Genomic DNA, 23232 nt, shown 5'->3' on the forward strand with positions numbered 1-23232 from the left:
ACCCCTACAACTCCTGCGGAGAAACACCATGTTCACCCTCAACGCCCGCGACCTGGCGACCATCCTCGACCAGGCCGCCCCGCACCTTTTTCAAGCGGACGATGACGCCCGCGACCTGGATGCTCTGATCCTCGACTGCACCCCCGGCCACCTCCACGTCGTCGCGTGCAGCGACCGGACGCTGGCCGTCGCTCGTACTCCCGTCGCGGGCGCCGTGTGGACGGCGCCCCTCGCCTACGACGACGCCGCCGCGCTGCGCGGCTGGCTGGAGTCATCCGATGCCGTCACCGTCGAGCACGTCATCACCAGCGGTCACCAGCAACTCCGCTTCACCGAAGGCAACGCCCAGCTCACCGTGCCCACCGCGCCCCACATCGACGGCCTGCCCTGGCGCGAACTGCTGCGTCTCGCGCTCAATGCCCGCGACCACGCCACGGTGCACGGCCGACCTGTACAGCTCAGCTCCGCCGACCTCTCCCTGTGGCTGACCGCCGGCGGCAACGGCGAGGCGATCGAGTTCAGCTCTCTGGGAGCCGCGGGCACCGTGGTGACCGCCGGGCCCGATTTCCTCGGCGTCCAGACCCCTCACGGCTGGGACGGCCCGGCGCCGGGCGAGGGATGGGCCTCGTCGCTGCGCACCCGCCTGTTCCTCTTTCGCGGACAGTTTCTCGAGGTCGGCGCGCGCTACGCGGACTGCACGGGATCGGCCTGGGTCGTACCCGCCCGGCCCGGCCCCGGCGAGGAGCCCCGGCTGATCTCTGCCGACCACGCCGCCGTCGCCCTGCCCATCTCCCAGGTTCTTGCGGTCGGCAAGTTCCTCGTCCGCCTTCCCGCCTGAACCTAGATAGGTGGCATTTATGAAACATGCCTCTCGCTCTCGTGGCGTGGCGTACGGCCACGCCACGGACCCCGGCTACGGGCTCAACCCGATGCCCGCCGTGTGGCGCGCCCGCCCCTCAACTCCTGCGGCCCAGCCGAATCGAAAGGAACCCCCTGTGAACAAGGCTCAGCTCATCCAGGTCGTGGCGAAGGCGACCGGCAACCGCGCTCAGGCGACGCTCGCGGTGGAAACCGTGCTCGACGCCATGGTCCGCGCCGTCACCGCCGGTGAAGTCGTCTCCGTCACCGGCTTCGGCAGCCTCACCCCGGAGATGCGCCCTGCCCGCACTGCGCGAAACCCGCAGACCGGCGAGCCCGTGCACGTTGGTGAGCTGCGCTTCGTGAAGTTCCGCCCCGGCGCCCGGTTCCAAGCCCTCGTTGCGGGTCGCCGGGCGATGCCCGAGTCCGGCAACTGCATCCAGAAGGACCCCAAGACCCCCAAGGCCGCCCGCCCGTAACCACCGCACACCAGGGGTCGCCCCGGCATGCCCCGGGGCGACCCGGCCGAAGGAGTTCGACAGATGAACGACCTCTCCGTGGGAGTCGAGATCGACGCCACCGCGAAGTGGTTGGAGAAGCGGGGCCTGCACGGCGCGGCCGGACTGCTGCGGCGCGTCGCCCGCCAACGGGACGACGCCGTACAGCAGCTCGGTCTCCGCGTCGCCTCGTCCACGTACCGCGCGAGCGGCACCGACCACACCGCCCCGCGCGACCTGGACGCAGCCGCTGAGGCGGCGATGCTGCGCACCGACGTGGCACGCCTCCAGGCCCTGGCCGAGCGCGCTGGATGGGTGAGCGATGCGGACGCGAGGCGCCTGTGGCGCTGGCGCGACGGCTGGTGGGAGCTGAGCTATTGCCGCCGGAACACCAAGGACGGCTATCGCGCCATCGGTTGGTACCTGTGGGGGCCGGTCGGCAGCTATGACGGCGAGTGGCTTGACCGTCACAAGCGACCGGCCATGGCCGAGGCTGAGCGCCTGATCACCAAGCACCGCGCCGCGACCGGCGAGGAGCAGCGGTGAGCGGCCCCGAGCACGGCCTTTGTCGTTCAGTGGCTTCACCATCACTACGTCTCGACGCTGGCCCCGTCGACCCAGCGGGCCAGGAGACTGAACGCGGCGAGCTGCTCAAGTCCCTCGTGTTCCGTCAGCTCCGGCAGGTTGCCAACGTGGCTGTTGGGGTTGCGGATCGCCGCAAAGCAACCTTCCGCGAACGCCATGACGCCACGCTGCATGCTCGCGAAGGTCGCACTGCCGTCATTGGGAACGACACGCAGCCGGGGGTGGCCAGCTGTCGGCGCATTTGTGCTCAAGGCGTCCTGGAAGAGCTTCGTCTCCGAGCGCGTCCGGTCGTTCAGTTTGTTCTGCGTCTCGGCGTTGATCTTCCGCGCGGCTGCCGTGACGGCCTCCCGGAAATGACCGCTCTGCCAGAGGGAGCGGGCACCCTCCCAGGCCCAGGGGTGGAGCGAGGAGGCGCTGATCTGAGGTGCGTTGTCTCCCAGCTTTTCCCGGATCTCCGCGTCATTGATGATCGTAGTCTTGACCCGGATGGCGAGGGCCCAATGCCCCTTCCATGCCTGATCCGGGTTGATGCTCGGCCTCAACTGGTCACGCCATTGAGGGTCGAGGTGGACGAAGATTCGCTCGACGATGGCGGCCTGCGCTGTGATGTCGTCGTTCGAGCCAGCGTGCCGCAGTCCGCCCCGACCGTTGGTGCGTGGCACGAGTTCGGTGAGGGCGATGAAACGGTCAAGCTGCTGAATGGCCCACGACGGGTCAGCGATGGTTATCACGGACCAACCATGCCCGATCGGTCGATTGTCTGCCAACGCATAGTTGTTAGACCGCGAAGCGGCTGTCCATCCGGGCGCGCGGTCAGTTCCCTCATGCCCTGAGCCGCTTCTGTACATCGGACATGAAACGGGGCATGGCGCACCGATTTGTCATCGAGTAAGTAGCTGCTCTGGGCGGCATCCGCCGTCCGGCGCGGATCGCGCACGATATGGATTTCCCCGCCGAGGGTCCGCTCGGCGGCCGTCGAGCGGTACGGCGTCGCGTGCGAGGGGCCGGGCCGCTACGACCAGGCCGACGCCACCATCCTCGCCGCGATGGGGCTCGACTGGCTCGGCTACCCGACCGTGCCGGTGCCCGACTCGCACCGCCGCGCGCTGGAACCGGTCCGCTGGCCCGACCTCATTCCCGCCGCCGCGAATTAGGGAATTGAATTGCGGAAATTGAATGCGCACGAATTTGGATGCACCTTGCTTCTGGGGTATTTGCCATTAAGATATAAGTAAGCAATTCGGGAAATACCCGAAGGGAAAGGGCATCGGAAATGGAAACCGAGAACCACAGCGGATGCGGCTGCGAGTGCAACAGCGGCGGCTTCTGCGGTGGGTGCGGTCACGCCGGATGCGGCCGACGGCGGTAACCGGCACCGAACCCCAGACGTGCCCCGCGCCCCCGGCCAACGCCGGGGGCGCACCCATGCGCGCAAGCGACCTCTTGGAGACCCAATGACCGACTACTCGCCCGGCGTCCGCCAACTCGCCCACGAGATAGGACTCGACGCTTACCACGTCGCCCACGCCGTCCGCTTCGCCTCCCGCAACTTCGCCCGCGTGCAGGTGACCACCGGCATAAGCCTCGACCAGTACCGCCGCCTGCTCACCCAGGACCGGCACGCCATCGCCATCATCGCGAACCTCGCCATGCGCCACGCGGGCCGCCGCGAGGACGCCCAACTCCTGATGGACATCTACAAGGCCGCCGTCGGCCGCCTCCCGTACGAGCCCCCCATTCACACCGGCGTCGGCACCGTGCCCGAGTGCCACGGCCACCCATACGTCCAGCAGGCCGTGCGCATCCTCACCGCCGCCGGACTCCCGCCCATCCACACCGACGGCGTCCGCGAACTGCGCCCCGGCTTCCAGGTCGTGTCCGACGACGCCGGAGACCTGCCCGGCTGGGTGTTCATCGCGCCCGACCCCGGCGCCAAGACCCGCACCGGCTTCGCGGGCGGAGACCTCGGCTACCTCGCCGTCATGCGCTGGGCCGGATGGGGCGTCATCACCGAACGCCTCCCCGGCGACCTGTACGCCGCCTGCCACCCCGACCACCGACACCACCCCTTCCCCGCCGCCCTCACCTCCTGACCCCGCCGCCCGTGCCCGGCCGCACCCACGCGGCCGGGCACGACCCCACCAGAAAGACATCAGCCCGTGAAACTCCCCGTTGACGACGCCACCCTGACGTCCTGGTCCACCCTGCTCGGCCTCACCGGCAAGCAGACCACCGCGACCCTCGCCGAGATCGAGAAGAACCTGCGCACCGGCTACGAGCACCGCCCCGCCGAGCTGCGCGACGCCAGCTTCGATCAGCTCATCAGCGACATGGACGTCAACGAGGCAGCCCTGATGTTCCTCAGCAACGGCCTACGCCAAGCCGGTTACCCCGCCGCTGCCCACGACGTCGAGATCCGCGGCATCCTCACCGCCCTCCGGGACAGCCAGCAGCTCGGCTGACCCGCACCACCCGCCACCCACACGCCGCCCCGGCCGCGCTCTGCGCACCGGGGCAGCCCCATGTGCGCCCGCAGAAAGGAATCCGCAGCCATGTCCAACGACTTCTTGCCCCGCGCCGCGGCCCCGATCACTGAACGGCCCGTGCCCTCGTGGGCGAAGAAACCCCCGCCCAAGACCAAGGCCCGACCCACCGGCAAGATCACCGCCCGCCCCTACGCCGCCCCGCGCGACCCGCACGAGCACGCCCGCAAGATCGCTGAGAACGTCCTCGACGCCTGGTACCAGTCCTTCGGCGGCAGCAGCATCGACGTCCCCCTCGGCACCGTCGCCGGGCTCTCCCTGCTGCGCAACGTCCCCGGCCTGGCGGACTGGGTGCTCAACCTCAAGCCCGAAGAACTCCCGCAGCTGCTCAAGGAGATCTACCTCGGCCACTGGATCACACGCCCCGACCTGATCAACCGCGCGATACGCCTCCACGACTGGGCCTGGAACCCCGACCCCGACAAGCAGCAACTCCGCGCCGTCCACGCCGTCACCCGCGCCGCCATCAACACCGGCCTGATGGACCTCACCGGCCACGACGACCCCTGGCAACGCTCCGAAGCCGACGTCCTCAGCCCCCTGCTCACCGGCCTTCGCCACAAGAGCGACAAGAAGTGGCGCGGCGAATACCACACGCCGGCGTGCGTCACCGACCTGCTCGCCAACATGACCGTGGACAAGGACTTCGCCCAGCCCGGCATGTGCATCCGTGAACCCGCCATCGGCTCCGGCACCATGTTCCGCTCCGTCGCCCAACGCCTGCGCGACCTCGGCCTCAACACCCACGACTTCCACTGGTACGGCAACGACATCGACTCGCTCTCCGCCGGGTGCGCCGCCGTCAACACGATCATCTGGGACCTCGGCCCACGCTGCCTCATCGGCTGCGCCGACTCCCTCGCCCCGGACGACGACTACGCCAACACCCGCGCCGAAGCCGCCGAAGCCTTCGAGCAACGCGACCGGTACATGGACACCGCCACCACGATCGTCGCCCACCGCCGTGCCGTCGCACTCCTCGACCAGCTCATGCCGGAGACCACCGCCGCGTGACCGACACCCTCGACCGACCCGGCACCACCCCCGCACCACGCCGCCGACGCCCGACCTTCGCCGGACCACGCGACGAGATCCACGTGCCGCCCCTGGACCACATCACCCCAACCCTCGAACCCCCCTGGCACAAGGAGGACACCGACACCCCCGACCGCACCGCCACCTACCACCACCCCGACGGCCACCATATCGGCCTCCGCATCCAGCCCCGCGGCCTCGCCATCCAGACCTGGATCACCGCAGGCCCCGACCTGCCGCCCATCCCAGACGGCACCGCCATCGAACAGGCCGAAGCACAAGCCGCCAACGACGCCCGGCTCCAGCCCGGCCGCACCTGGCACGCCACCATCCCCACCCGTCACACCGACGATCTGCCGACAGAGGTCGGCCGCGTCCTGCGTGACCAGCTCCTACCCGCACTCACCAAGAAGCCCAAGCGGGTCGTCACCACAGCTCCCAAGGCCGCGCACGACCCCAACCCCGATGCCTGCCGAGCGCCAAAGCAGCGCGCCGTCCTCAAAGAGAAGGAACCCTTGAAGTGATCGTTCCCGAGAACAAGCTCATCATCAGGAGCTTGGCCAACCTTGCCGAGATCCTGCCGTTCATGCTCGGCCACTACCCGGACGACAGCATGGTCCTCCACAACATCGGGCCCAACTTGATCGACGGGCCCACCATGGCCAGCCCCCTTCCGGACGACCCCGCCGACTGGAAGGAGGAAGCCGAACTCTTCGCCCGCCGCTTCATGACCCATGTCCAGGAGAACGCACACGACACCGCGGGCGAAATCATCGTTTACCTCTGCCGCGAACCAGAGCCGGGGCAGAGCGCAGAACAGGTCATCGAACTCCTCCGCCCAGTGTCGAACTCGCTCACCGAGACCTGCACACAACTCCGTGGAAGTGTCACCCAGACGCTCGGACTCGTCGCAGGCCGATGGTGGGCATTCGAATGCGAATGGGACGGCTGCTGCGAAGGCGACCCGCTCCCGGCGCTCGACGACCCGAAGAGCGCCGCCGCACAACTCATTCGCATGGGCTACTCACCCGGCCGCCGCACAGGCGAGATCGTCAAGGAGTTCCACCCCGCCCAACCAGCCGCGCCGGGCCAACTCCGGGTTCTCGACAATGAGGCCGCAGCATACGCAGCCCAGTGCGCGACACCTGGCGGGCAGGAAGTCGCCCTCGATGTCACCCACTGGCTCCTCGAAACCGCGATACGAGCCTTCCGCGACGGCGCCACCGACCTCGCCGACGACATGGCCGCCCGACTCATCCACGGGCTCCAGAACGGCTGGGCCTGCGACCACGGCATCGAGTTCGCAGAAGACGACGACCTTCCGCACGCCCGGCGCCTCTGGTCCTTCCTCGCCCGCCGGTGCCTTCCCCCCTACACCCAGAAGGCCGTGCCCCTCCTCTCCCTCCTGGCCTGGGTCGCCTGGCGGCAGGACGACACCCTCACCGCCCGCCTCGCACTCAAGGACGCGCTGACCGCAGACCCCGACTACGAGCTGGCCGGGCTGCTGGTCGTCGCCATCAACGAGGGCGAGGACCCGCAAGGGCTTCTCAACCTCGCCCGCGAAACCCGGGCCGAACGGCTGGCGCGCACCACGCACTCGGACCCAACGACGCACTGACCCAGTACGGCGGCCCCGACACACCAGTCGGGGCCACCCCAAGCAGAGGCACCAAGCGTGATCATTCAAGAACCTGCCGACACAGGCGTACAACAGACCGTTCACCTCCCGCGGTTCGAGGAAAAGAACCAACACCCCCTCAGACGCTGGCGGCGCACCACACCCCTACGCCGCGAACTGCGGTCATTCAGTTTCGGCGGCGGCTGGCAGTCCATGGCGGCCCTCGTCCTCGCCGCCCGTGGAGAGCTGAACTACCGCACCTTCATCATGGCCAACGTCGGTGACGACTCCGAGAACCCAGGAACCATCCGCTACCTACACCAATACGCCATGCCGTTCGCAGCCGAACACGGCCTCGAACTCGTCGTGGTCGACCACGTCATGAAGCGCACCGGAGAGGTCCGCACCCTCTACCAGGACCTCACCCGGGAAGGCTCACGCTCTCTGAAGATCCCCATACGGATGTCCAACGGAGCCCCCGGCACACGCTCATGCACCGCCCAGTTCAAAATCAAGGTCATCGGCCGTGAACTCAAGAGGCGCGGCGCCAGCGCACAGCACCCCGCCACAGTCGGCATCGGCATCACCCTGGACGAGATCCACCGGGCGAACACCCGTCGATGCGACCCGCACGAGCGGATCGAGTATCCGTTGTTGGAACGTGGCATCCGTCGCAGTGACTGCGCGCGGATCATCCGCTCCGCTGGGCTGCCGGTACCGCCGAAGTCCTCGTGCTGGTTCTGTCCCTTCCATCGGCCGGAGACGTGGCACGAGATGCGACGTGCGGAACCCGAGCTATTCGCGAAGGCGTGCCAGCTTGAGGACTTGCTCAACCGGCGGCGCGACGAGCTTGGCAAGGACCACGTCTACCTGACCGGCTTTGGCAAGCCTCTGCGGGGGGCCATCGGCGATGGCATCGCCACCCTGCCGTTCGACGTGCACGACACGGGCTGTGATTCCGGCTGGTGCATGACCTGACCACGCCACAAGTCGCCATCTGGTCGGCGTTCCACAGCGTGGTGACGAAGCGAGAAGGCTCTCGATACGAGTCAGTGTCAGAGTGGTGGAGGAGACTGCTCTGCGTGGTTTTGATTCTTGGACGGATCGTCGAGTTGATCTTGCTGGTCGCTGGGCTCGCGTTGTGGCGCTCACAGCCTCTTCGGGCCTGGGTGCGGCGACGAACCGTTGACGAGTTGAGACGGCGTCGCCGCGCAATGGCCCTGCGGCACGCTGAAGTACTTCTGGCAGAAGCACGGGAAGTGTTACCGGCAGCAACTACCGGCACGGTGCCAATCGGGAGGAGCGGACTAACTCCCGTGTGGGTGGTGCGTTGGTGGTACGCGGCTCAGGTTGCTATTCCTATCGCTTTGGCCGTGGTCGCGTACTTCGCACCGATGATGTGGTACGCCGCTGCTTGGTGGAGGCCCAACGCGGCCCCTGCGTTCTACAGTGGACCCTTCGACGCGACGCGATGGATAGCAGGCAAAGTCGCTGCGGTACCTGGAGCGGTAGAGAACTGGGAGAGCCCCGCCCATGTCGTAGATGCATTGTGTGTCGTGCTGGCGGTCGCGGTGGCACTGTACGTAGCGCCAATCTTTCTGCGGATCGGCGCGGCGCTGACTGGGCTCCAAGGGCAGCGACGTCAGGACCAGGCTGGAGCGGGGCGGACGGACGTTTCCAGTGACTACGTTCGGGCCTGGCCTGTGGTGGTACTGGTTCAGTCCGCAGTGCAGTGTGCCCGAGTGCACAAACAATGGAGTACCGGGGAGCCTGGCGACACCTTGCCCAGGGTCTCGATGAGATCCGTAGAGCGAGTTATCTGGCAGGCTCACCGTACACGGCGAGGGAAGGCCCGAGCCCATCACGAACGGGTGCTCAGGACTCACGCGGGACGCGTCATCGGAGCACTACGGGAGGCCGAGGCTGAACAGGACACGCAGCCGGGCGAGGCGCTACAAAAGCTCACGGTCATGCTGCTGACGATCGCCGAGCGGTATGCCGAGGGGGGCGTTGGCCGACTGCTCGATGAGGAGCAAATGGGTGGTGCTGTGCCCATTGTTCGCCACGAGCGACTCAGGATGGTGGTGGTTGGAATCCTGGTAGTCGCGATCATGGCGGGGGCTTCCCTGGCCGGGCTCCCCGAGGCAGCTCTTGGCGCACTTCTCCCTGTGGTGGTCCTGACCGCCGTTATCGTGATTCACCGGGGTAAGGTCCCCACCCCCAGAGAGCTGACTGATTTGATCATCCCCCGGTAGCTGCCGAACGCACTTCTCAACGGCAGCACGGCATCAGTGTCCTGCTTGGCGTATAGATCCCTCCTGCATGCCTCACGCTCCGGCAGGCCCTGACCGCCGCCCAAGAAGACGACCTGGCGACGCCATCCACGGCGCCATCGGCAGCGGAGTCGGCCACAAGCCTGTTCGCCATTGCCAGTAAGTCAGGCTGAACGACTGGCGCGCGCTGAGACGACTGCCCCAAGGACTAAATGAGCAGGCCAGCGCGGCTCCGGTGCCCTACCCTCCGGTACCGCGCCGATCACAGGCACTGGAAGCCCACGCCAGCGGGGTCGTCAGGATCGTTGCTCGGCAACCGGCCCATGTCCCTGGTTGATACGCTTCCGGCGTGGCGAGCAAGTACAGGGACGAGACGGTCAAGCTTCTCTTTGGTAGTGCCACATGCTGTGCCTTCCCGAAGTGCGCCCAGCCTCTGGTCTTCTGGGACCGGGGGCACCCTACCGTCGCTGCCGAGATCGCCCACATCCGTTCCGAGAAGAAGAAAGGTCCGCGATACAAAGCTGGCTATGCTGGCGACATCAACGGCTTCGAGAACCTTCTGCTGCTGTGCGGCGTTCATCACAAGGCGGTCGACCGACACGAGAGCCTGTACACCGTCGCCAAACTCGAAGAGTGGAAAACGGCACAGGTCGCCCAGTCCGGCCAGCACGTCGTCTCGGACGACCTCGCGGAAATCGTCCGGCAGGTCCATCAGTCCCTGCAAAAACTCACCGAGGTCGCAGGTTCGAGGCATCTGTGAAGCCCTCCTAGGTCCACGCCGAACGGAGTAAGGACACGCTAGGCTGTGCTCAGGCAGGCTGACCTGCGGCGATGCCTCGCCGCTCCATCCGTGGGTGAAGCGGGCGGTGCCCCTCTCGCCGGTAAGGCACTCCGCTGCGTGCGAGTTCGAGACCTCGACTGCCTTCACCGCTCAACCTGCGTTGATCCAGACAGGCATCCTCAAGTGGCCGCCACGGGACGGCTGTCGGGGCCCGCCAGGGGACGCGCAGGGGACGGAAGGACCCGTAAGCATCGGGAAAGCCTGTGCAGAGCCAGAACAGTACGGGGCCTCTGACCTGCGACTATAGGAAGATCGGGGCAAGAGCGGAGACGGATCAGAAGATCCCCAAAGGACTCATAATCCGTCGGCCGTGGGTTCGAGTCCCACCCGCCCCACCTGAGGAAAAACCTTCTGACGTGGGAAAACGGAACCCGGGTGCTGTCTCGCCCGGGTTTCTTGCCTCACATTTGCCTCACGCACTGTCCCGCGCCCCCCTTTTACGGTGCCTGGCATGGCGCACATCAAGACCTACAAGCGGCAGTCTGGCGCCGCGGTTCATGGGGTCGTCTGGCGCGCCAGCGGGGCCCGTGAGGGCAAGTGGCAGCGCGAGAGCTTCGACGACCTGGCTGCGGCGAAACGTTTCCGCGATCTGGTGAACGGCCACGGACAGCAATGGCCGCCCGGCTGGGTCAAGGGCGAGGGATTCGTCGAGCCGGACGAGTCGGAGTGCCCCGCCGAGGAGATGTTCCCCGCCTACGCTCACCGGTACGTCGAGCTGCTCACGGACATATCCGAGCACACAAGCACCAACTACCGACGATTCATCGAGAACCACATGATCCCGTGGTTCCGGTACCTGGCCGTTTCAGACCGCTCGAACAAGATCACACGCGACCACGTCAGCCAGTGGATCAACGACCTCAAACACGGGCGCCCGGGCCCGCATCACGAGCCCGGTACCGTACGACGGGCCTACGCGCCGAAGACCATCGCCAACCTCCACGGGCTGCTCTTCAGCGTCCTCCAGGCAGCGGTGACCGCAGACCCGCCTCTACGCGACTCCAACCCCTGCGCGCAGACGCGTCTGCCGAAGAGGGACGAGGCTGAAGACGAAGAGGTCTTCCTCGAACCGGAGGAGTACGCGCTCCTCCGCGCGCACCTGAAGCCTGATGCCGTCGACTTGGTCGATGCCCTGATCGGCACCGGCCTGCGGTGGGGCGAGGTAACGGCGCTCCAGCCGCGCGACTTCACCTTCACGGGCAAGCGGTCCACGCTCCGCGTACAACGCGCATGGAAGCGTCGAGCCGAGGGCGGCACGTACCTCAGTGCCCCCAAGACGAAGAAGCCCCGACGCACCCTCGTCCTCACCCCTGACCAGGTGGAGCTGTTCAAGCGCGTATGCCTGGGCAAGCACCCCCAAGACCTGATCTTCACCGCTCCCGGCGGAGGATCCTGGCACTCGGGCTTCTTCTTCGCCCAACGGTGGAAGCCCGCCCTGGACGCTGCCAACGCCGCTGGCCTGACGAAGCGGCCGCGCGTCCACGACCTCCGCCACACGCACGCCTCGTGGCTGATCGCGGGGAAGGTTCCGCTGCCCGTGATCCAGGGGCGACTCGGGCACGAGTCGATCACCACCACGGTCGACCGGTACGGCCATCTCCTGGACTCCGCGGATGACGAGGTGGTGGCAGCCGTGGAGTGGGCTATGCGCCCCGTGGAGGCGTCACCGACCGTCGAGGACCTGACAAGCGTGGCATGAGCCGGACCGGGGTCGTGAGGGGTGACCGTCCTCTGGCTGGGGGCCCGTCGGGGAGATGCCCATGCCTTCGAGAGGGCTGCTCCTCAGGGTTGTGGACGGCCCTGGTGTGCCGCCACGCTGCGTCGAAGGAGACGTTGCCGTGGCTGGCTCGTGCACGACATCGCCAGTTGAACCCCAGTAGGAGGCCTGAACCCTTAATCTGATGTGTTCCAAAGCAGCACTTGTGTCGCGGTGTTGCAGGAGTTGACGTCACCGAACGGGGTAAGCATGACTTCCGCGCCCACCCCTCCAAGTGGAGGCGCGCCATCTTCAGTAGACAGGAACGAACCAGCGACGACCCAGACTCTGGCCGCGGGTGGCATCGCACCAAACGCGACCGCGCCCACTGCAGCGGCCCGCCGGCTTGCCCGACAGAAGCTCGCCATGTGGTTCGTATTCGCAGTGATCTTCGCGATCCTGCCGACTTTTACCCAATTTCTACAGGAGCAGCAGCAGAAGAACCATGAAACTCCCGGCCTATATGAGCTTGCGAGTCGGGCTGACCTGTACATCGTGTGCATGGGGTTGACTGCGGCGGCCATTGGGCAAGTCTTGATGCCCGATCAGAAGAGGGGTGGTCCCTTGATTTTCTGGACGGTATTCAACGTTGTCGACCTCGCGGTCGTCACATTCTTGGCTGCTGGATCCGACGATGAGGGCATCGACAAGGCCGCCATGGGTCAGCAATCGCTGATCTTGCTTATTGCAACCCTAATCAGCACGGGATGGAGCACTTACCTTTGCGAACTGGAGTCGGGAAAATGACGATCTTCGAATGGGTCTCCAGTGTCGCTTCCGTTGTGCTTTCTGTCACTTCGCTCGTAGGTAGCGCAATCGTTCAGTGGCTGTATCGGGCACGACAAAAGAAGCGGGGGAATGACGCTCAGTGAGTACTCTTCACGCATTGAGGTAACGCCGAACCCAGGGCGTGGCCGCAACCTACCAGGTGCCTGGCCCGCCGTCGTGGCACTCGATCAGCGGCGACGTGGCGAGGGCATCCCGTCCGCGTCCTTCACCCTCGACGCGCCGTAGGGACTTGCGGGGGTCGCTTGGCGCGTACGCGATACCGAGGATCACCCCGGTGCGCCCATACCCGCCGACCGCCTGCGGGTGACAGCGTTCGGTGCCCTGGTCATGAGCCAGGCGCTGCCCCCAGGCGGGCCTACGCAACAGGCCGCCGTGATCTAGCAGGCATAAACTACCTTCCAGATTCCCAATTTCCATGTCGGGTGAGTAGCAGCCCATCGCGATCTTACCCCCCACGCATTGATACCTTGACTCCCTATCACCTGCTCTCCCATGAATTGCGTGTTTCGAGTAAATGACTCAGTTCCGCGGTTGTCGATATGTAGGATCACAGCTTTTCCTCGACTGTACAAATTCGTGACATCGGTTGAGCTTTTGGCTTTTAGTTGCTTTCCGTGTCGGACGTCGCCGGTATCGATAACTTGTAGCCTCAGTGAGCATGATGCTTGCAGGCGTGAGGTTGGGGTCGCGTCGGCTATCGAGGCTGACGGCACGATTCCCCCCGCCGTCAGGCAGGCGATTATTGCAATTCTGCATATCCGAGCGCTCATGGCCACTCCTCCGTTGTCCTTGCCATCAGTCTGCGTCGCTGATCTGTAACCTGCGCGCGGTGGAGTGGCTTCGATTACCTTTGCAGGAGACGAGGTCCCCTATACGGGGGAAGCGTTATGAACGAGGTTCATGGGCGCTGCCTGATAGGGCGTGGGCGGAGGAGCTTGCTGTGAGGCCCGCGGGGGCGGGCGAGGACCCCTCTATCGCCGTGAGCGGGAAGAGTCTGGGCCCGAGGTCGTTCTCATGCAGCATCAGCCCGGCCGCCATCCGGCGTGACGACCGGGGCCGGGGTATCCGGAGACGGAGGGGACGGGGCCGACGCTTCCGCCCGAGGCTTGCGAGTTCGGCTGGAACGCGGGCGCTCGGCGCGGGCCCGCAGCGATTCGATGATCTTCTTCGCGCGAGCGGCAGTAACAGGCTTCGCCTCGCGTTCCAGCTCCTCCGCCGGCACACCCAGCAGTTCCGAGACCAACTCTGCGTCGTTGTCGAACAGCCGCAGTGCGACAGCAGCGGCTTCCCGTGCGGCGATGTCGGCCTTGTCCTTCGCCCGAGCTGCCTTCACCGCAGTCTCGCGCGTCGACAACACATTCGCTGCGGCCAGCTCCCGCGTCTTCGCCTGGAGCGCTTCGACAGCGCGAACTCGCCGCCGTAGCTCTGCCGCGCTTACCGATGCTGCCGGAGTGGTGCTCACCCGTGCCCCCAGTTCCGTTCGAAATCGCTGCTCATCGTGCGCACCGTATGCATAGGTCTGCGGACATCTCGAACCAACAGCCCGGCGCCGCTCGTGGCGACAGCAGAAGATCTTTGGACGCGGGGCGTCTACGGTTCCTTCGCCGTGGCGGTCATTTCCCCAGGTAAGCAGCCTCAGGCGAGAGTGAGGCCACCGTCGCGGTAGGTCAGGCTCCCCGGCACATCGTCCACCGCCGGGTGATAGTCCCCGCGGTTCAGAGTGTCGAGGACTGCTGATCGCAGCTCGTCGCGCAGGCCCAGCGACAGGCCCAAGGGGGCGGCGAGGCCGACGGCCGGGTCCGCGACGGCGGCGACGACCAGCGTGCGGGTCTCCTCCACCGTCATCAGCTTCGGTTGCTCGGTCATGGGTCCAGTATCGGGCCGCACCGCGAGCACGGCCCGGAGCGACCGACGCAGACACCCATCCAGCGCCGGCTTAGATTCGTGCCCGCGTACGCGAGGGAGAAATTCACCCGCGCGGCCCGTCCTGCGGAGAGTAGCGTCCCGGGGCATGCACAGCGATCCCGCCGCCGATGAGGCATGGGAGCGGCTGCGGGCCAGCCGCTCGAACCCACCGGCCAGAGCCAGCAATGGGTCCCGCCGCAAGACCTATTCAGCTGCCCTGGAACAGACCGAGCAGATGTTCCGAGCCGCTGCCGTCGTGGGCCCCGCCACGCGCCCCCTCCAGGTCTTCTACGGCCTCAGCCAGGCCGGCCGAGCCATCGCTGCCGCCGCCTGGTCTCTCAAGGGCGAGGACTGGCGCTTGGTCTCCCACGGCGTCAAGACCACCGGCTTCGACCAGCTCTTCCCCGACATCGAGATCCGCACCGACCCACCTGGCACCCAGGGCAGCTTCGTGAAGGTCAGCGAAGTCCTCGACTCCCCGGTATGGGAGATGGACCCAGTGCGCCTGGAGGACGTGTGGGACCTGCTGCCCCCGAACCTCCGCTACCCGCTCACCCTCAGGGACCGGATGACTCCGCTGTTCGCGGACGAGGTGAGCGTCGGCGCCCACGAGCATCCCTTGCTGAGCGTCCCGGTGTGCGACATCCCCGACCGGGTCATCGACGCTGGCACCCACAAAGCGCTGGCAGAGTTCCTGACCTCGTACCCCGCCATCACTCAGTACGAGAGCTACGTGACCACCGGCGACTCCCGCAACGGGCCCCCGCCCCCGGGCTACACCCGCTACAACCGCGGCGGCGGCGAGCTGGAGGTCAACTGGAAGATGTCCCAGGGATCGGCGACCGCACCCCAGCGGCTGGAGTATCTGCGGGCCATGACCCGCGGCTACGCCGGGGGCCGATACTTTCTGCCTGCCCTCCCTCCGATGAAGCAGGAGCTGCACCCACTAATGGCTTGGTGGGCGGTCCTGTACTCCCTGTCCATGCTCGCCCGCTACGAACCCGCGGTCTGGGGCATGCTCATCAGTGTCGACAACAGCCAGTACGCGGTCCCGATCGAACGGCTCCTGGAACGCGCCATCAACCACCTCCCCGCCCTGATCGCGGACACCATCGCCGAGGTGAGCAGCTGATCCACGGTCACCACAGTGCGAAGCTCTAGGCGATATTGGCGTGGCTTCGGCTGATTATCGATCAGTTCCGCTGGATCCCCGACGAAGACGACACTGCGTTGCTTACCACTGAGCCGGGGTAGTTGGACGCGGACGGCAGGCGATGCGTGTCCGCAGCCCCGGCGATCCGCGCCGCTTCGAGTGGGTGGGGCGAGACCACCCCCTTGCCGACGGCGCGGCAGTCCACGTCACCGATGGTGCGTGCTGAAACGGATTGATGCCTGTGGTATTGCCGCGTCATGCTTGCTCAACCACTCGGCTTTGGGCCGATGGGTTACAGAGAGTTGGAGGGGCACGGTGACGAGCGGGCGGCCGGGTATGGCAGATGTGGCGGCGCGGCATCGCACCAAGCTTGAGGCGTTCGTGCTGCGTGCTCGCCGAGTGAAGGCGCACTCGCTCGCGGCCGACTGGGACGCCCTGGTCACCCTGGCCGAGGCACGGTACTCGGTGACCGTCCTCGGGAATGGCGAGGCACGGCTTCGGCAGGAGTTTCCGGCTGAGGAGGTGGTCGAGTCGGCCGCCGCACGGATCAGGCCGCTCCTGCTGGAGAACGATGCTTGCTCGTACCTGCAAGCTCTGGCAGGGGTTGGGTACTTCTGCCAGTCGATGCCGGACGACACAGCGTGGGTGAAGGCGGCGCGGGCCGAGTGGCGGGAGAGAGCAGGGTCGACACCCGCGCGTGAGATCGGGTATCAGGTCATGATCGGCGATACCGTCACCGGCGAGACCGCCGATCTCGACGATCAGAAGTTGGCGATGGCGTGGATCTACGGCGATGTGGTCCACCACGACACGGAACGGCGCCAAGAAGCTGACCCGTTCGGTCTGTCTGAACGGTTCCGTGCCGCGGTACCTCTGGTCGCCTGGATCATGGTCAGCGCGATCGAACTGCTCAATTTCGTCCGGGCTCTCCAGTCCGCGGGGATCCTTGGGCTTCAGCCTGACGTGTTCGACCGGGAAGTCGTGCTGGAGTTGACATCGTGGGAGCAGAGAGGACGGATATACAGCGCCCCTGCTGGAACGCCTGCTCCTGTGAGCGCGCTGGCCCCTTATGCCGAGGGCTGGACTCTCCTGTCGAACGCCGCTGACCTTCAGCGAGTGGACGAGCGACTCGTGGGGGAGGCCCGCGGCCGCTCCCAAGGTCTGGGAGGACGCGATCCCCGCTGACAGGGCGGTCGGGCAGGAAAATGTGCCCTACCGCCCTGTCCGCACCCACCACCTGCGGCCCTGGAGTACGACATCGTCGAGGTGTTCCGCACCGCGCTCGCCGAGGCCACCGCTCGCCACCTGCCGACCTGGGCCGGGCGGCTCACGCCGCATGTCCTGCGGCACTTCTAGCGCTTTGCAGCTCTATCTGTCCGGGATGGACTTGATTGCCATCCAGGAGGTGCTGGGACACAACTGGATTGCTCCGGAGGCAGAGCAGAGGGCAGGCCGGTGGCTACCCCTTGTGCAACTCGATGTACTGGATTGCAGCCCGGAGCCGGTCAACATCATCTTTGAAGTGCCCCAGGGCCAGGTTGCAGGCCCGGCACAAGAGCCCCCGTACCTTGCTGCTGTCGTGACAGTGGTCGACATGAGGGCTCAGGTTGTTGCTTCGGATCTCAAAGGGTTCCCGGCAGATCCAGCAGCGATACTCCTGTTCCTCCAGCATGGCTAGGTACCGGTCGTATGCGAGGCCGTAGAGGCGGAGCATCGCCGACTTCTGATCCTTCAGCCATCGGCACGCCTTACATACTCGTGTGCCGCTATCGACAGAGAACCCCACGTCGGCGTACGCATGGCCGTTGTGGCAGTGTGTCTCGGTGCCACGGTAGGGCTCCCTAATATTCCGGAGGGGATACTCGGGAGCGTTGCGCTTCTTCGACTCCCAGCCACACTGCCTGCACTCCCAAGCCTTGCGATTCGGGTGCTGGTAGAGGTTCTCGTCGTTCAGCTCGTGGCCGTTCAGGCAGTGGCTGGGGATCTCAGCCTCGCCTGGCTTTTGGTATCGGCGGACCTTGCCTGCTGAAGAGTGACTAATGGCTACGCAACGCCTGTTCCCGCAAGTGCGCTTGAGGACCTGCCCTTTGACGAGTTGGTCGTTCTCGCTCTCGTAGAGCCAACGGGCGACCACCATGCGCCGAGACCCCCTGCCCCTTTCGGGGTCTGGCTCGAACCAGATCGGGTGGCCGTCCTTGTTCAAGCACCCTTGCCAGATGAGACACCCGCCATCCCTCACCCGCGTGTTGTCAGCGATCACTGCGAGGCTCAGGGGGACATTGCGGTACCCGGCGTCAGCAGACACCGGGAACGGAATGCCCTCACGCCGGTACGTCTGGTAGCAACGTCCGCACAGGCCCCGGCGGATGGCCTTGGACACCTCTCGGCAGTCAACACAGGGGGCGCTCTTCTTGACGCGTGTGCTCATCGTCAGACAGTACGCCTACGTTGCGCGTGACAGTTCCGTCATTCCGCATCTTGAAGGACCGTGAACGCACCCTACTGCTCTGCCCCGCGCCAAGAGCGGAACTCAAGCTCCCAGCCCAGCTCAACCAGCGGTAACAGCCCGACTTCCCGTCGAAGAACCCTCGGAAATCCTGTACCCACGGCTCTCGGAGGACCAAGGTATCGTCACTTCGTGACGATACAATCAGCCAAGATGGCCGGATCTGATCGATTCTGACCCGAGGAGGTGGGCGGGCCGGTGGGGTGGGTAACCGGGATCGGCCCGTCGGACGAACAGGTCGAATACCGCCTGACCGGGGGCCACGGCTGCGGGCAGGTCACCGTGGTCGACGCCGCTCCGCTCATCGCCGCCGTCGAAGCCAAGGCCGCGGAAGCCGGTACGACCGTCGCCTTGCTGCTCGGCGCCACCGAGGCGAAGAAGGCGTTCTACCGGGCCCGTACCCAGCTCCGCAGCGACAAGAAGGCCCGGTTCACCGGATTCGACGCCGTCGAGGTCGCCGCAGCAGCCGGACTCGACGCCCGCACCCTGTATGGGGAGGCCGTCCTCCCCACCCCTTCCGCTGACGGTCAGGTGGACTACCACCTCGATGCCAGCGAACGTCCGCTGGTGTGGATCGGCCAGGGCCTCCACGAGTTCGGCATTACCCCTGGCTCGGTGCTCGCTCCCGAGCAGTTCCAGGCCGCCCGCCGCCTCATGCGCGGCGAGGACCCGCGCACCGGCGAAACGCTGGTGGAACCGAAGATGGCCATCGCGCCCACGGCCAAGCTGCACGCCGCGCCGCTGGTACGAGCCATCCGCCGCAGGGCCGCTGAGCAGGGCGTACAACCACAGTTGTTGCTCGAATCGAAGCGTAAGAAGGACGCCTTCGGCCGCATGGAGCGTCAGCTCGTCCGGTTCGGCGAAGCCCACAAGGCACCGGTCTCCACCTTGCTCAAGCTCGCCGACGGTGTCGGCATCGACGCCACCGAGCTGTACGGCGAAGACGCGTTGGAGAAGGCCCTCGCCGCCGAGGCCGGTGGCCTACTCGATGCCCGCGTGCTCCTGCACGCCGTCGAGGCCAAGGCAGGCGAGAACGGGCGGGAGCCCGCGGAGCTGTTCGACTCCGCGTCCATGCAGCGGCGCTACCGCCAGACCGAGGCCGAAGCCGGTCGGCGGTTGCGCGATCTGCCGATGGCCGTGCGTGAAGCGGTCTCCATGGCCAAGGCCGCGGGGCTCGCACCGGACCAGATCTGGGACGCGGAAGAGATCAAGGCCGCGATGCGGGAAGGCCGCGTCGAAGTCGGCAACCGGGGCGCCGACACCACATTGGACTTGGGCAAGTCCAAGAGCGTCTTCCTGGCCTACGCACCACCGGAGATCGCCCGCGAGGTTGAGTCGATCTACACCTCATGCGGACGCGAGTCGGTCGACGCCTTGGAGCGCTGGACCGCGTACGCGATGCGTGGCCGACATGGCGACGGTGAAGCAGCACGCACGCTCGACACGAGCGGCTTCTCCGGCTGGATGATGATCCACCGCGCCGCCCGGCCGGTCGGCGGCGCCCCATACGGTGACCCCCACTTCCACCTTGCACTTCACCCTGGCCAACATGGTCAAGGGCACCGACGGGAAGTGGTCCACGATGGCCGCGGGCGGCCGTGACCTCCACCGCCATGCCCGCGCGACGCAGTCCTTGATGAACGCCCGCATCCGCCGCGAACTCACCAACCGCTACGGCATCCGCTTCCGCCGCGAAGAGCGCACCGGAGCATGGGAGATCGCCGCCATCCCCCAGACCACGATCAAGCTGTTCAGCAAGCGTGACGGCCAGGTCCGGGAACTGCTCAGCAAGCTTGGGCTCGACTACGACAACGCCACCGTGCGCGAGCGCACCGCCGCCTCCTCCGCCTCTAAAGCCGCCAAGAACGGCGACGCCGCAGGGGCTACGGACGATGTCTTGCGCGCGTACTGGCAGGCCGAAGGACGTGCCGCCGGCGACGACCCGGACGCCATCGCGGCCAGCGCCCTCCAGGAGCAGGCACCGGAGCCGAACCCGGATCTGGACGAGCTGTGCCGCATCGTCTTCGACCCCGAGATGGGGCTGACAAGCCACAGCAAGGAGTTCACTCACGCTGCCGCCATCTCCGCCGTATTGGACGCTCTCCCGTACGGCGTTGCCACCGCCGAGGAGGCCGAGGGGCTAACCACCTCCGCACTCCGGCACGCCGGGTACGCGGTCCAGCTCGACCCGAAGGGCGCCCAGCACTACACCCACGCCGACCGGTACACCACCGCGGACATCGTCGCCGCCGAAACGCTGATCGTCTCCGAGACCACGCGGCGCCTCGGCGAACAGGCCGCCGTCGTCAGCAACGACACGGTCGCGATGACCCTGTCCACCGTCGAGGCACAGCAGGGATTCGCGTTTTCCGACGAGCAGCACGCCGTACTGGAGAGGCTGCTCACCGCCGGACACGGCGTGGACGCCGTGATCGGCGTCGCGGGCGCGGGCAAGACCACGATCATGGACGCCGCGCGGCAGGCATGGGAGGCCCAAGGACTCGTTGTCGCGGGCGCGAGCACCGCCGCGGTCGCTGCCGCCAACCTCAAGGCCGAAGCAGGCATCAGCTCCCGCACCGTCGCCTCCTGGCTCACGAGCATCCGCACCGGAAGCCAGGGCCTGACCGGCGCGGACGTCCTGGTCGTGGACGAAGCCGCCATGTGCGATGACCGCGACATCGCCGAACTCCTCGCACATGCCGCGACGACCGGAACGAAGGTCGTCGGCATCGGTGACCCCAAGCAGCTGCACAGCCCCGGAGTCGGCGGCCACTTCGCCGCCGTCCACCATCTCGTGGGCGGTCTGGAACTGACGGAGAACTTCCGTCAGAAGGACGCCATCGAACGCCGCGCGCTCCAGCTGTGGCGCGACGATCGCCGCACGGAATCGCTCCGTACCTTCGCCGGCACCGGCCGCGTGCACGCACTCGCCAACAAGGACGAAACGCTCGCGGCCATGCTCACCGTGTGGGCCGACAAGCGCGCCGCGCACACCGACGACCACACCGCCGTGCAGCAGCTCCTGATGCTCGCCGCTACCAACGAAGTCGTCGAGGAGCTCAACCTGGGCGCCCGCGCACTACGCAAGGCGAACGGCGACCTCACCGGCCCGGAGTACATGTACGCGCTCGCCGGTGGCCACGAACTCACCATCGCCGTCGGCGACCAGGTCCTCCTTCGCACCAACGACTACCGCGGCAAAAGGAGCCGTGGCGAGAACGAAGACGTGCTCAACGGCTACCGCGGAATCGTTCGGGCGGTGGACGCCGACCGCCGGATCCTGGTCGAGTGGCGCGAGAAGACCGCGGATGGCCACCGTGACCATGCCGAATGGGTCGACGCCGACTACATCGCCGTGGGTGGACTGAGCCTCGGATACGCGATCACCGGCCATAAGAGCCAGGGCCTCACCGTCCAAGAAGCCCTCGTCTACGGCCCCGGAGCACACGCGAACGCGCTCTACACCATGCTGAGCCGAGACAAGAAAGAGTCGCACCTCTTCCTTCCCCTGTCCGTCTACGAAACCGACGCCGACCGCGCCCGAGCAGGCGAACCGGAGACCGAGCAGGAGAAGCTGGACCGTGCCGTTGCGGGGCTCATCCGCGAGATCGAGAACGGCACCGAGGAACGCATGATCCTCACCGAACTGCCGACGAACGTGGTACCAGCTCACCTACGCGAGGTCGTAGATGCCCTGCCCGCCCACGGGGTGCCCCGCAGCAGCGACTCCTCCGAGAACACCACGCCCCCGGTGGCCACGGACGACCGAGGCACCCACCTCTCGCACGGCGCGCCCGCTATCAGCGGGCACTCCGACACGACTCCGCCGGAGGAGCCTCGCCCGTACAAACACCTCAGCCACACCGGTCTCCGCGACGCCATTCGGAAGGCAGCCACTGCCACCCGGGCCACGCAACGAGCAGCCGAAGCCGCCGAGGCGGACGCGGACCGGGCCGAGCAGGAAGCGTCGAGCGGGAACGGCCCCAACGTCCTCGCACTCAACCGTCGCTACCAGGACCTGACGGCGCGAACCGAATGTATCTCCGAGCTGCGCGAACTCTCCATCTCCGCCAGTGATCGTACGGATGCACAGCACCGCGTGGTCGAGCGCATCGAGCACCTTGAACAGAGGCTCAGCGCCGTCGGCCGATTCGGCCGCCCCGTGCTGCGCGGCGATGACCGAGCCCATGCTGAGGCAGAACGGGCAGAGCTGCTCCAGGCTCGCAACGAGACCGGTGACGAGCTGGACGCGCTCTACGAGCGGATCGATGAGCTTCGTGCAGCCGCGGGCCCGAATGACGAGCACGCTAAGGCGGACGCCCACCTCGCGACCCTGGAGTCCAACAAGCCCGGACTGCTGCGCCACGCCTTGGACCAGGACAACGAGCTGACCAAGTCACGGCGAACGGAAGCGACCAGCGCCCTCCGTACTGCCCAGGGCGCCGTCCACCGGGAAACCGGTCTACGCCGCGAACTCAGCCGTCGTTATCAGCTGGGCCAAGCGCCGCAGGACGAAGAACAGAGTGCTTCGCCGCATGCCGCAGGTGCGTACACCCAGAGCTACCGGATGGACAACCCGATCCAGCAAGGACACGAGCCCGCCCAGGCGCTGGACGCGGATCCGGTGGAGTAGGCGCAGAACCCGAGGGTTGTCCGACGAGAAACTGCTGCCAGGCCGGAGGAACTCGGCAGGCGGATTCGCCGATGAGAGGTCGTGTGGAAAGCAGTCTGGGGGAGCGCCGGGATGCAGCTGTGCCACCGCTTGCCCAGCCGTTCCGCCGAGGCTGGCGGTCTGCGTCGCTCTTCCCGTCAGGGCATACGAAGACGTACTTGATGCGGTCGGCAACTGCTGCCATTGGGCTGCCCAGACCCC

Annotated in this window: 21 protein-coding genes; 17 read left to right on the forward strand and 4 right to left on the reverse strand. The window is 66.6% G+C overall.

Annotation, left to right across the window (positions count from 1 at the left end; translation table 11 throughout):
* Positions 1-28: 28 nt before the first annotated feature.
* From ABZ370_RS08545 to ABZ370_RS08555, 3 genes are all read left to right on the forward strand, one after another.
* Positions 29-838: a hypothetical protein gene (locus tag ABZ370_RS08545; protein ID WP_358618273.1), complete on the forward strand. Its 810-nt coding sequence runs from the start codon at positions 29-31 to the stop codon at positions 836-838.
* A 157-nt stretch (positions 839-995) separates the two neighbouring features.
* Entirely contained in the window at positions 996-1337 is a 342-nt protein-coding gene (locus ABZ370_RS08550; RefSeq protein WP_358618275.1) for an HU family DNA-binding protein, read from the forward strand.
* 63 nt (positions 1338-1400) lie between these two features.
* On the forward strand, positions 1401-1901 hold the full coding sequence (locus ABZ370_RS08555) for a hypothetical protein (protein WP_358618276.1): 501 nt from the start codon (positions 1401-1403) through the stop codon (positions 1899-1901).
* 44 nt (positions 1902-1945) lie between these two features.
* Here the strand turns inward: ABZ370_RS08555 and ABZ370_RS08560 are convergent, their stop codons facing one another.
* On the reverse strand, positions 1946-2671 hold the full coding sequence (locus ABZ370_RS08560) for a TIGR02391 family protein (RefSeq protein WP_358618278.1): 726 nt from the start codon (positions 2669-2671) through the stop codon (positions 1946-1948).
* Positions 2672-3394: 723 nt separating this feature from the next.
* Between ABZ370_RS08560 and ABZ370_RS08565 the strand changes: the two genes are divergently transcribed.
* The 10 genes from ABZ370_RS08565 to ABZ370_RS08610 all read left to right on the forward strand — a co-directional run bounded on the left by ABZ370_RS08565 (position 3395) and on the right by ABZ370_RS08610 (position 12753).
* The gene (locus tag ABZ370_RS08565; RefSeq protein ID WP_358618279.1) at positions 3395-4033 is read left to right on the forward strand and encodes a hypothetical protein; all 639 of its coding nucleotides are present in this window, start codon (positions 3395-3397) and stop codon (positions 4031-4033) included.
* Positions 4034-4099: 66 nt separating this feature from the next.
* Positions 4100-4402 carry a hypothetical protein gene (locus tag ABZ370_RS08570; RefSeq protein ID WP_358618280.1) on the forward strand — a complete coding sequence of 101 codons (303 nt, stop codon included), beginning with the start codon at positions 4100-4102 and terminating at the stop codon, positions 4400-4402.
* Positions 4403-4492: 90 nt separating this feature from the next.
* Entirely contained in the window at positions 4493-5497 is a 1005-nt protein-coding gene (locus ABZ370_RS08575) for an N-6 DNA methylase (RefSeq protein WP_358618281.1), read from the forward strand.
* Entirely contained in the window at positions 5494-6042 is a 549-nt protein-coding gene (locus ABZ370_RS08580) for a hypothetical protein (protein WP_358618282.1), read from the forward strand. The genes ABZ370_RS08575 and ABZ370_RS08580 overlap by 4 nt, the downstream gene beginning before the upstream one ends.
* Positions 6039-7136: a DUF4192 domain-containing protein gene (locus tag ABZ370_RS08585; protein ID WP_358618283.1), complete on the forward strand. Its 1098-nt coding sequence runs from the start codon at positions 6039-6041 to the stop codon at positions 7134-7136. The genes ABZ370_RS08580 and ABZ370_RS08585 overlap by 4 nt, the downstream gene beginning before the upstream one ends.
* Positions 7137-7193: 57 nt before the next feature.
* The gene (locus ABZ370_RS08590; protein ID WP_358618285.1) at positions 7194-8114 is read left to right on the forward strand and encodes a phosphoadenosine phosphosulfate reductase; all 921 of its coding nucleotides are present in this window, start codon (positions 7194-7196) and stop codon (positions 8112-8114) included.
* A gap of 992 nt (positions 8115-9106) precedes the next feature.
* Positions 9107-9391, forward strand: coding sequence for a hypothetical protein (locus ABZ370_RS08595; RefSeq protein ID WP_358618287.1), 285 nt, complete (start codon positions 9107-9109; stop codon positions 9389-9391).
* Between the two features lie 367 nt (positions 9392-9758).
* Entirely contained in the window at positions 9759-10169 is a 411-nt protein-coding gene (locus ABZ370_RS08600; RefSeq protein WP_358618289.1) for an HNH endonuclease, read from the forward strand.
* 532 nt (positions 10170-10701) lie between these two features.
* Positions 10702-11949: a tyrosine-type recombinase/integrase gene (locus ABZ370_RS08605; RefSeq protein ID WP_358618290.1), complete on the forward strand. Its 1248-nt coding sequence runs from the start codon at positions 10702-10704 to the stop codon at positions 11947-11949.
* A 423-nt stretch (positions 11950-12372) separates the two neighbouring features.
* Positions 12373-12753, forward strand: a complete 381-nt coding sequence (locus ABZ370_RS08610) for a hypothetical protein (RefSeq protein WP_358618291.1) — start codon at positions 12373-12375, stop codon at positions 12751-12753.
* A 1054-nt stretch (positions 12754-13807) separates the two neighbouring features.
* Here ABZ370_RS08610 and ABZ370_RS08615 read toward each other — a convergent pair.
* Positions 13808-14257: a hypothetical protein gene (locus tag ABZ370_RS08615; protein ID WP_358618292.1), complete on the reverse strand. Its 450-nt coding sequence runs from the start codon at positions 14255-14257 to the stop codon at positions 13808-13810.
* Positions 14258-14430: 173 nt separating this feature from the next.
* Complete coding sequence (locus tag ABZ370_RS08620) at positions 14431-14661, reverse strand: hypothetical protein (RefSeq protein WP_358618294.1); 231 nt, start codon at positions 14659-14661, stop codon at positions 14431-14433.
* Between the two features lie 145 nt (positions 14662-14806).
* On the opposite strand from ABZ370_RS08620, the gene ABZ370_RS08625 reads away from it, so the two are divergent.
* Both ABZ370_RS08625 and ABZ370_RS08630 read left to right on the forward strand, forming a co-directional pair.
* Positions 14807-15832: a YaaC family protein gene (locus ABZ370_RS08625; protein WP_358618296.1), complete on the forward strand. Its 1026-nt coding sequence runs from the start codon at positions 14807-14809 to the stop codon at positions 15830-15832.
* Between the two features lie 357 nt (positions 15833-16189).
* Positions 16190-17038, forward strand: coding sequence for a hypothetical protein (locus ABZ370_RS08630; RefSeq protein ID WP_358618297.1), 849 nt, complete (start codon positions 16190-16192; stop codon positions 17036-17038).
* Between the two features lie 274 nt (positions 17039-17312).
* Here ABZ370_RS08630 and ABZ370_RS08635 read toward each other — a convergent pair whose 3' ends face one another.
* Complete coding sequence (locus ABZ370_RS08635) at positions 17313-18281, reverse strand: endonuclease VII domain-containing protein (RefSeq protein WP_358618298.1); 969 nt, start codon at positions 18279-18281, stop codon at positions 17313-17315.
* Positions 18282-18557: 276 nt separating this feature from the next.
* Here ABZ370_RS08635 and ABZ370_RS08640 point away from each other — a divergent pair, with 276 nt between their 5' ends.
* Together ABZ370_RS08640 and ABZ370_RS08645 are read left to right on the forward strand one after the other, a co-directional pair.
* Complete coding sequence (locus tag ABZ370_RS08640) at positions 18558-19961, forward strand: relaxase domain-containing protein (RefSeq protein ID WP_358618299.1); 1404 nt, start codon at positions 18558-18560, stop codon at positions 19959-19961.
* On the forward strand, positions 19888-22992 hold the full coding sequence (locus tag ABZ370_RS08645) for an AAA family ATPase (protein WP_358618300.1): 3105 nt from the start codon (positions 19888-19890) through the stop codon (positions 22990-22992). The genes ABZ370_RS08640 and ABZ370_RS08645 overlap by 74 nt, the downstream gene beginning before the upstream one ends.
* The last annotated feature ends 240 nt before the right edge of the window (positions 22993-23232 follow it).

Source organism: Streptomyces sp. NPDC005962 (assembly GCF_040629205.1).
Taxonomy (GTDB): domain Bacteria; phylum Actinomycetota; class Actinomycetes; order Streptomycetales; family Streptomycetaceae; genus Streptomyces.

What these genes read in the sequence shown, in the direction of transcription:
- ABZ370_RS08565 (WP_358618279.1), top strand. Translation starts at nt 3,395, where the DNA reads ATGACCGACTACTCGCCCGGCGTCCGCCAACTCGCCCACGAGATAGGA.
- ABZ370_RS08575 (WP_358618281.1), top strand. Translation starts at nt 4,493, where the DNA reads ATGTCCAACGACTTCTTGCCCCGCGCCGCGGCCCCGATCACTGAACGG.
- ABZ370_RS08595 (WP_358618287.1), top strand. Translation starts at nt 9,107, where the DNA reads ATGCTGCTGACGATCGCCGAGCGGTATGCCGAGGGGGGCGTTGGCCGA.
- ABZ370_RS08605 (WP_358618290.1), top strand. Translation starts at nt 10,702, where the DNA reads ATGGCGCACATCAAGACCTACAAGCGGCAGTCTGGCGCCGCGGTTCAT.
- ABZ370_RS08630 (WP_358618297.1), top strand. Translation starts at nt 16,190, where the DNA reads ATGGCAGATGTGGCGGCGCGGCATCGCACCAAGCTTGAGGCGTTCGTG.
- ABZ370_RS08620 (WP_358618294.1), bottom strand. Translation starts at nt 14,661, where the DNA reads ATGACCGAGCAACCGAAGCTGATGACGGTGGAGGAGACCCGCACGCTG.
- ABZ370_RS08635 (WP_358618298.1), bottom strand. Translation starts at nt 18,281, where the DNA reads ATGAGCACACGCGTCAAGAAGAGCGCCCCCTGTGTTGACTGCCGAGAG.
- ABZ370_RS08555 (WP_358618276.1), top strand. Translation starts at nt 1,401, where the DNA reads ATGAACGACCTCTCCGTGGGAGTCGAGATCGACGCCACCGCGAAGTGG.
- ABZ370_RS08610 (WP_358618291.1), top strand. Translation starts at nt 12,373, where the DNA reads ATGTGGTTCGTATTCGCAGTGATCTTCGCGATCCTGCCGACTTTTACC.
- ABZ370_RS08545 (WP_358618273.1), top strand. Translation starts at nt 29, where the DNA reads ATGTTCACCCTCAACGCCCGCGACCTGGCGACCATCCTCGACCAGGCC.
- ABZ370_RS08625 (WP_358618296.1), top strand. Translation starts at nt 14,807, where the DNA reads ATGCACAGCGATCCCGCCGCCGATGAGGCATGGGAGCGGCTGCGGGCC.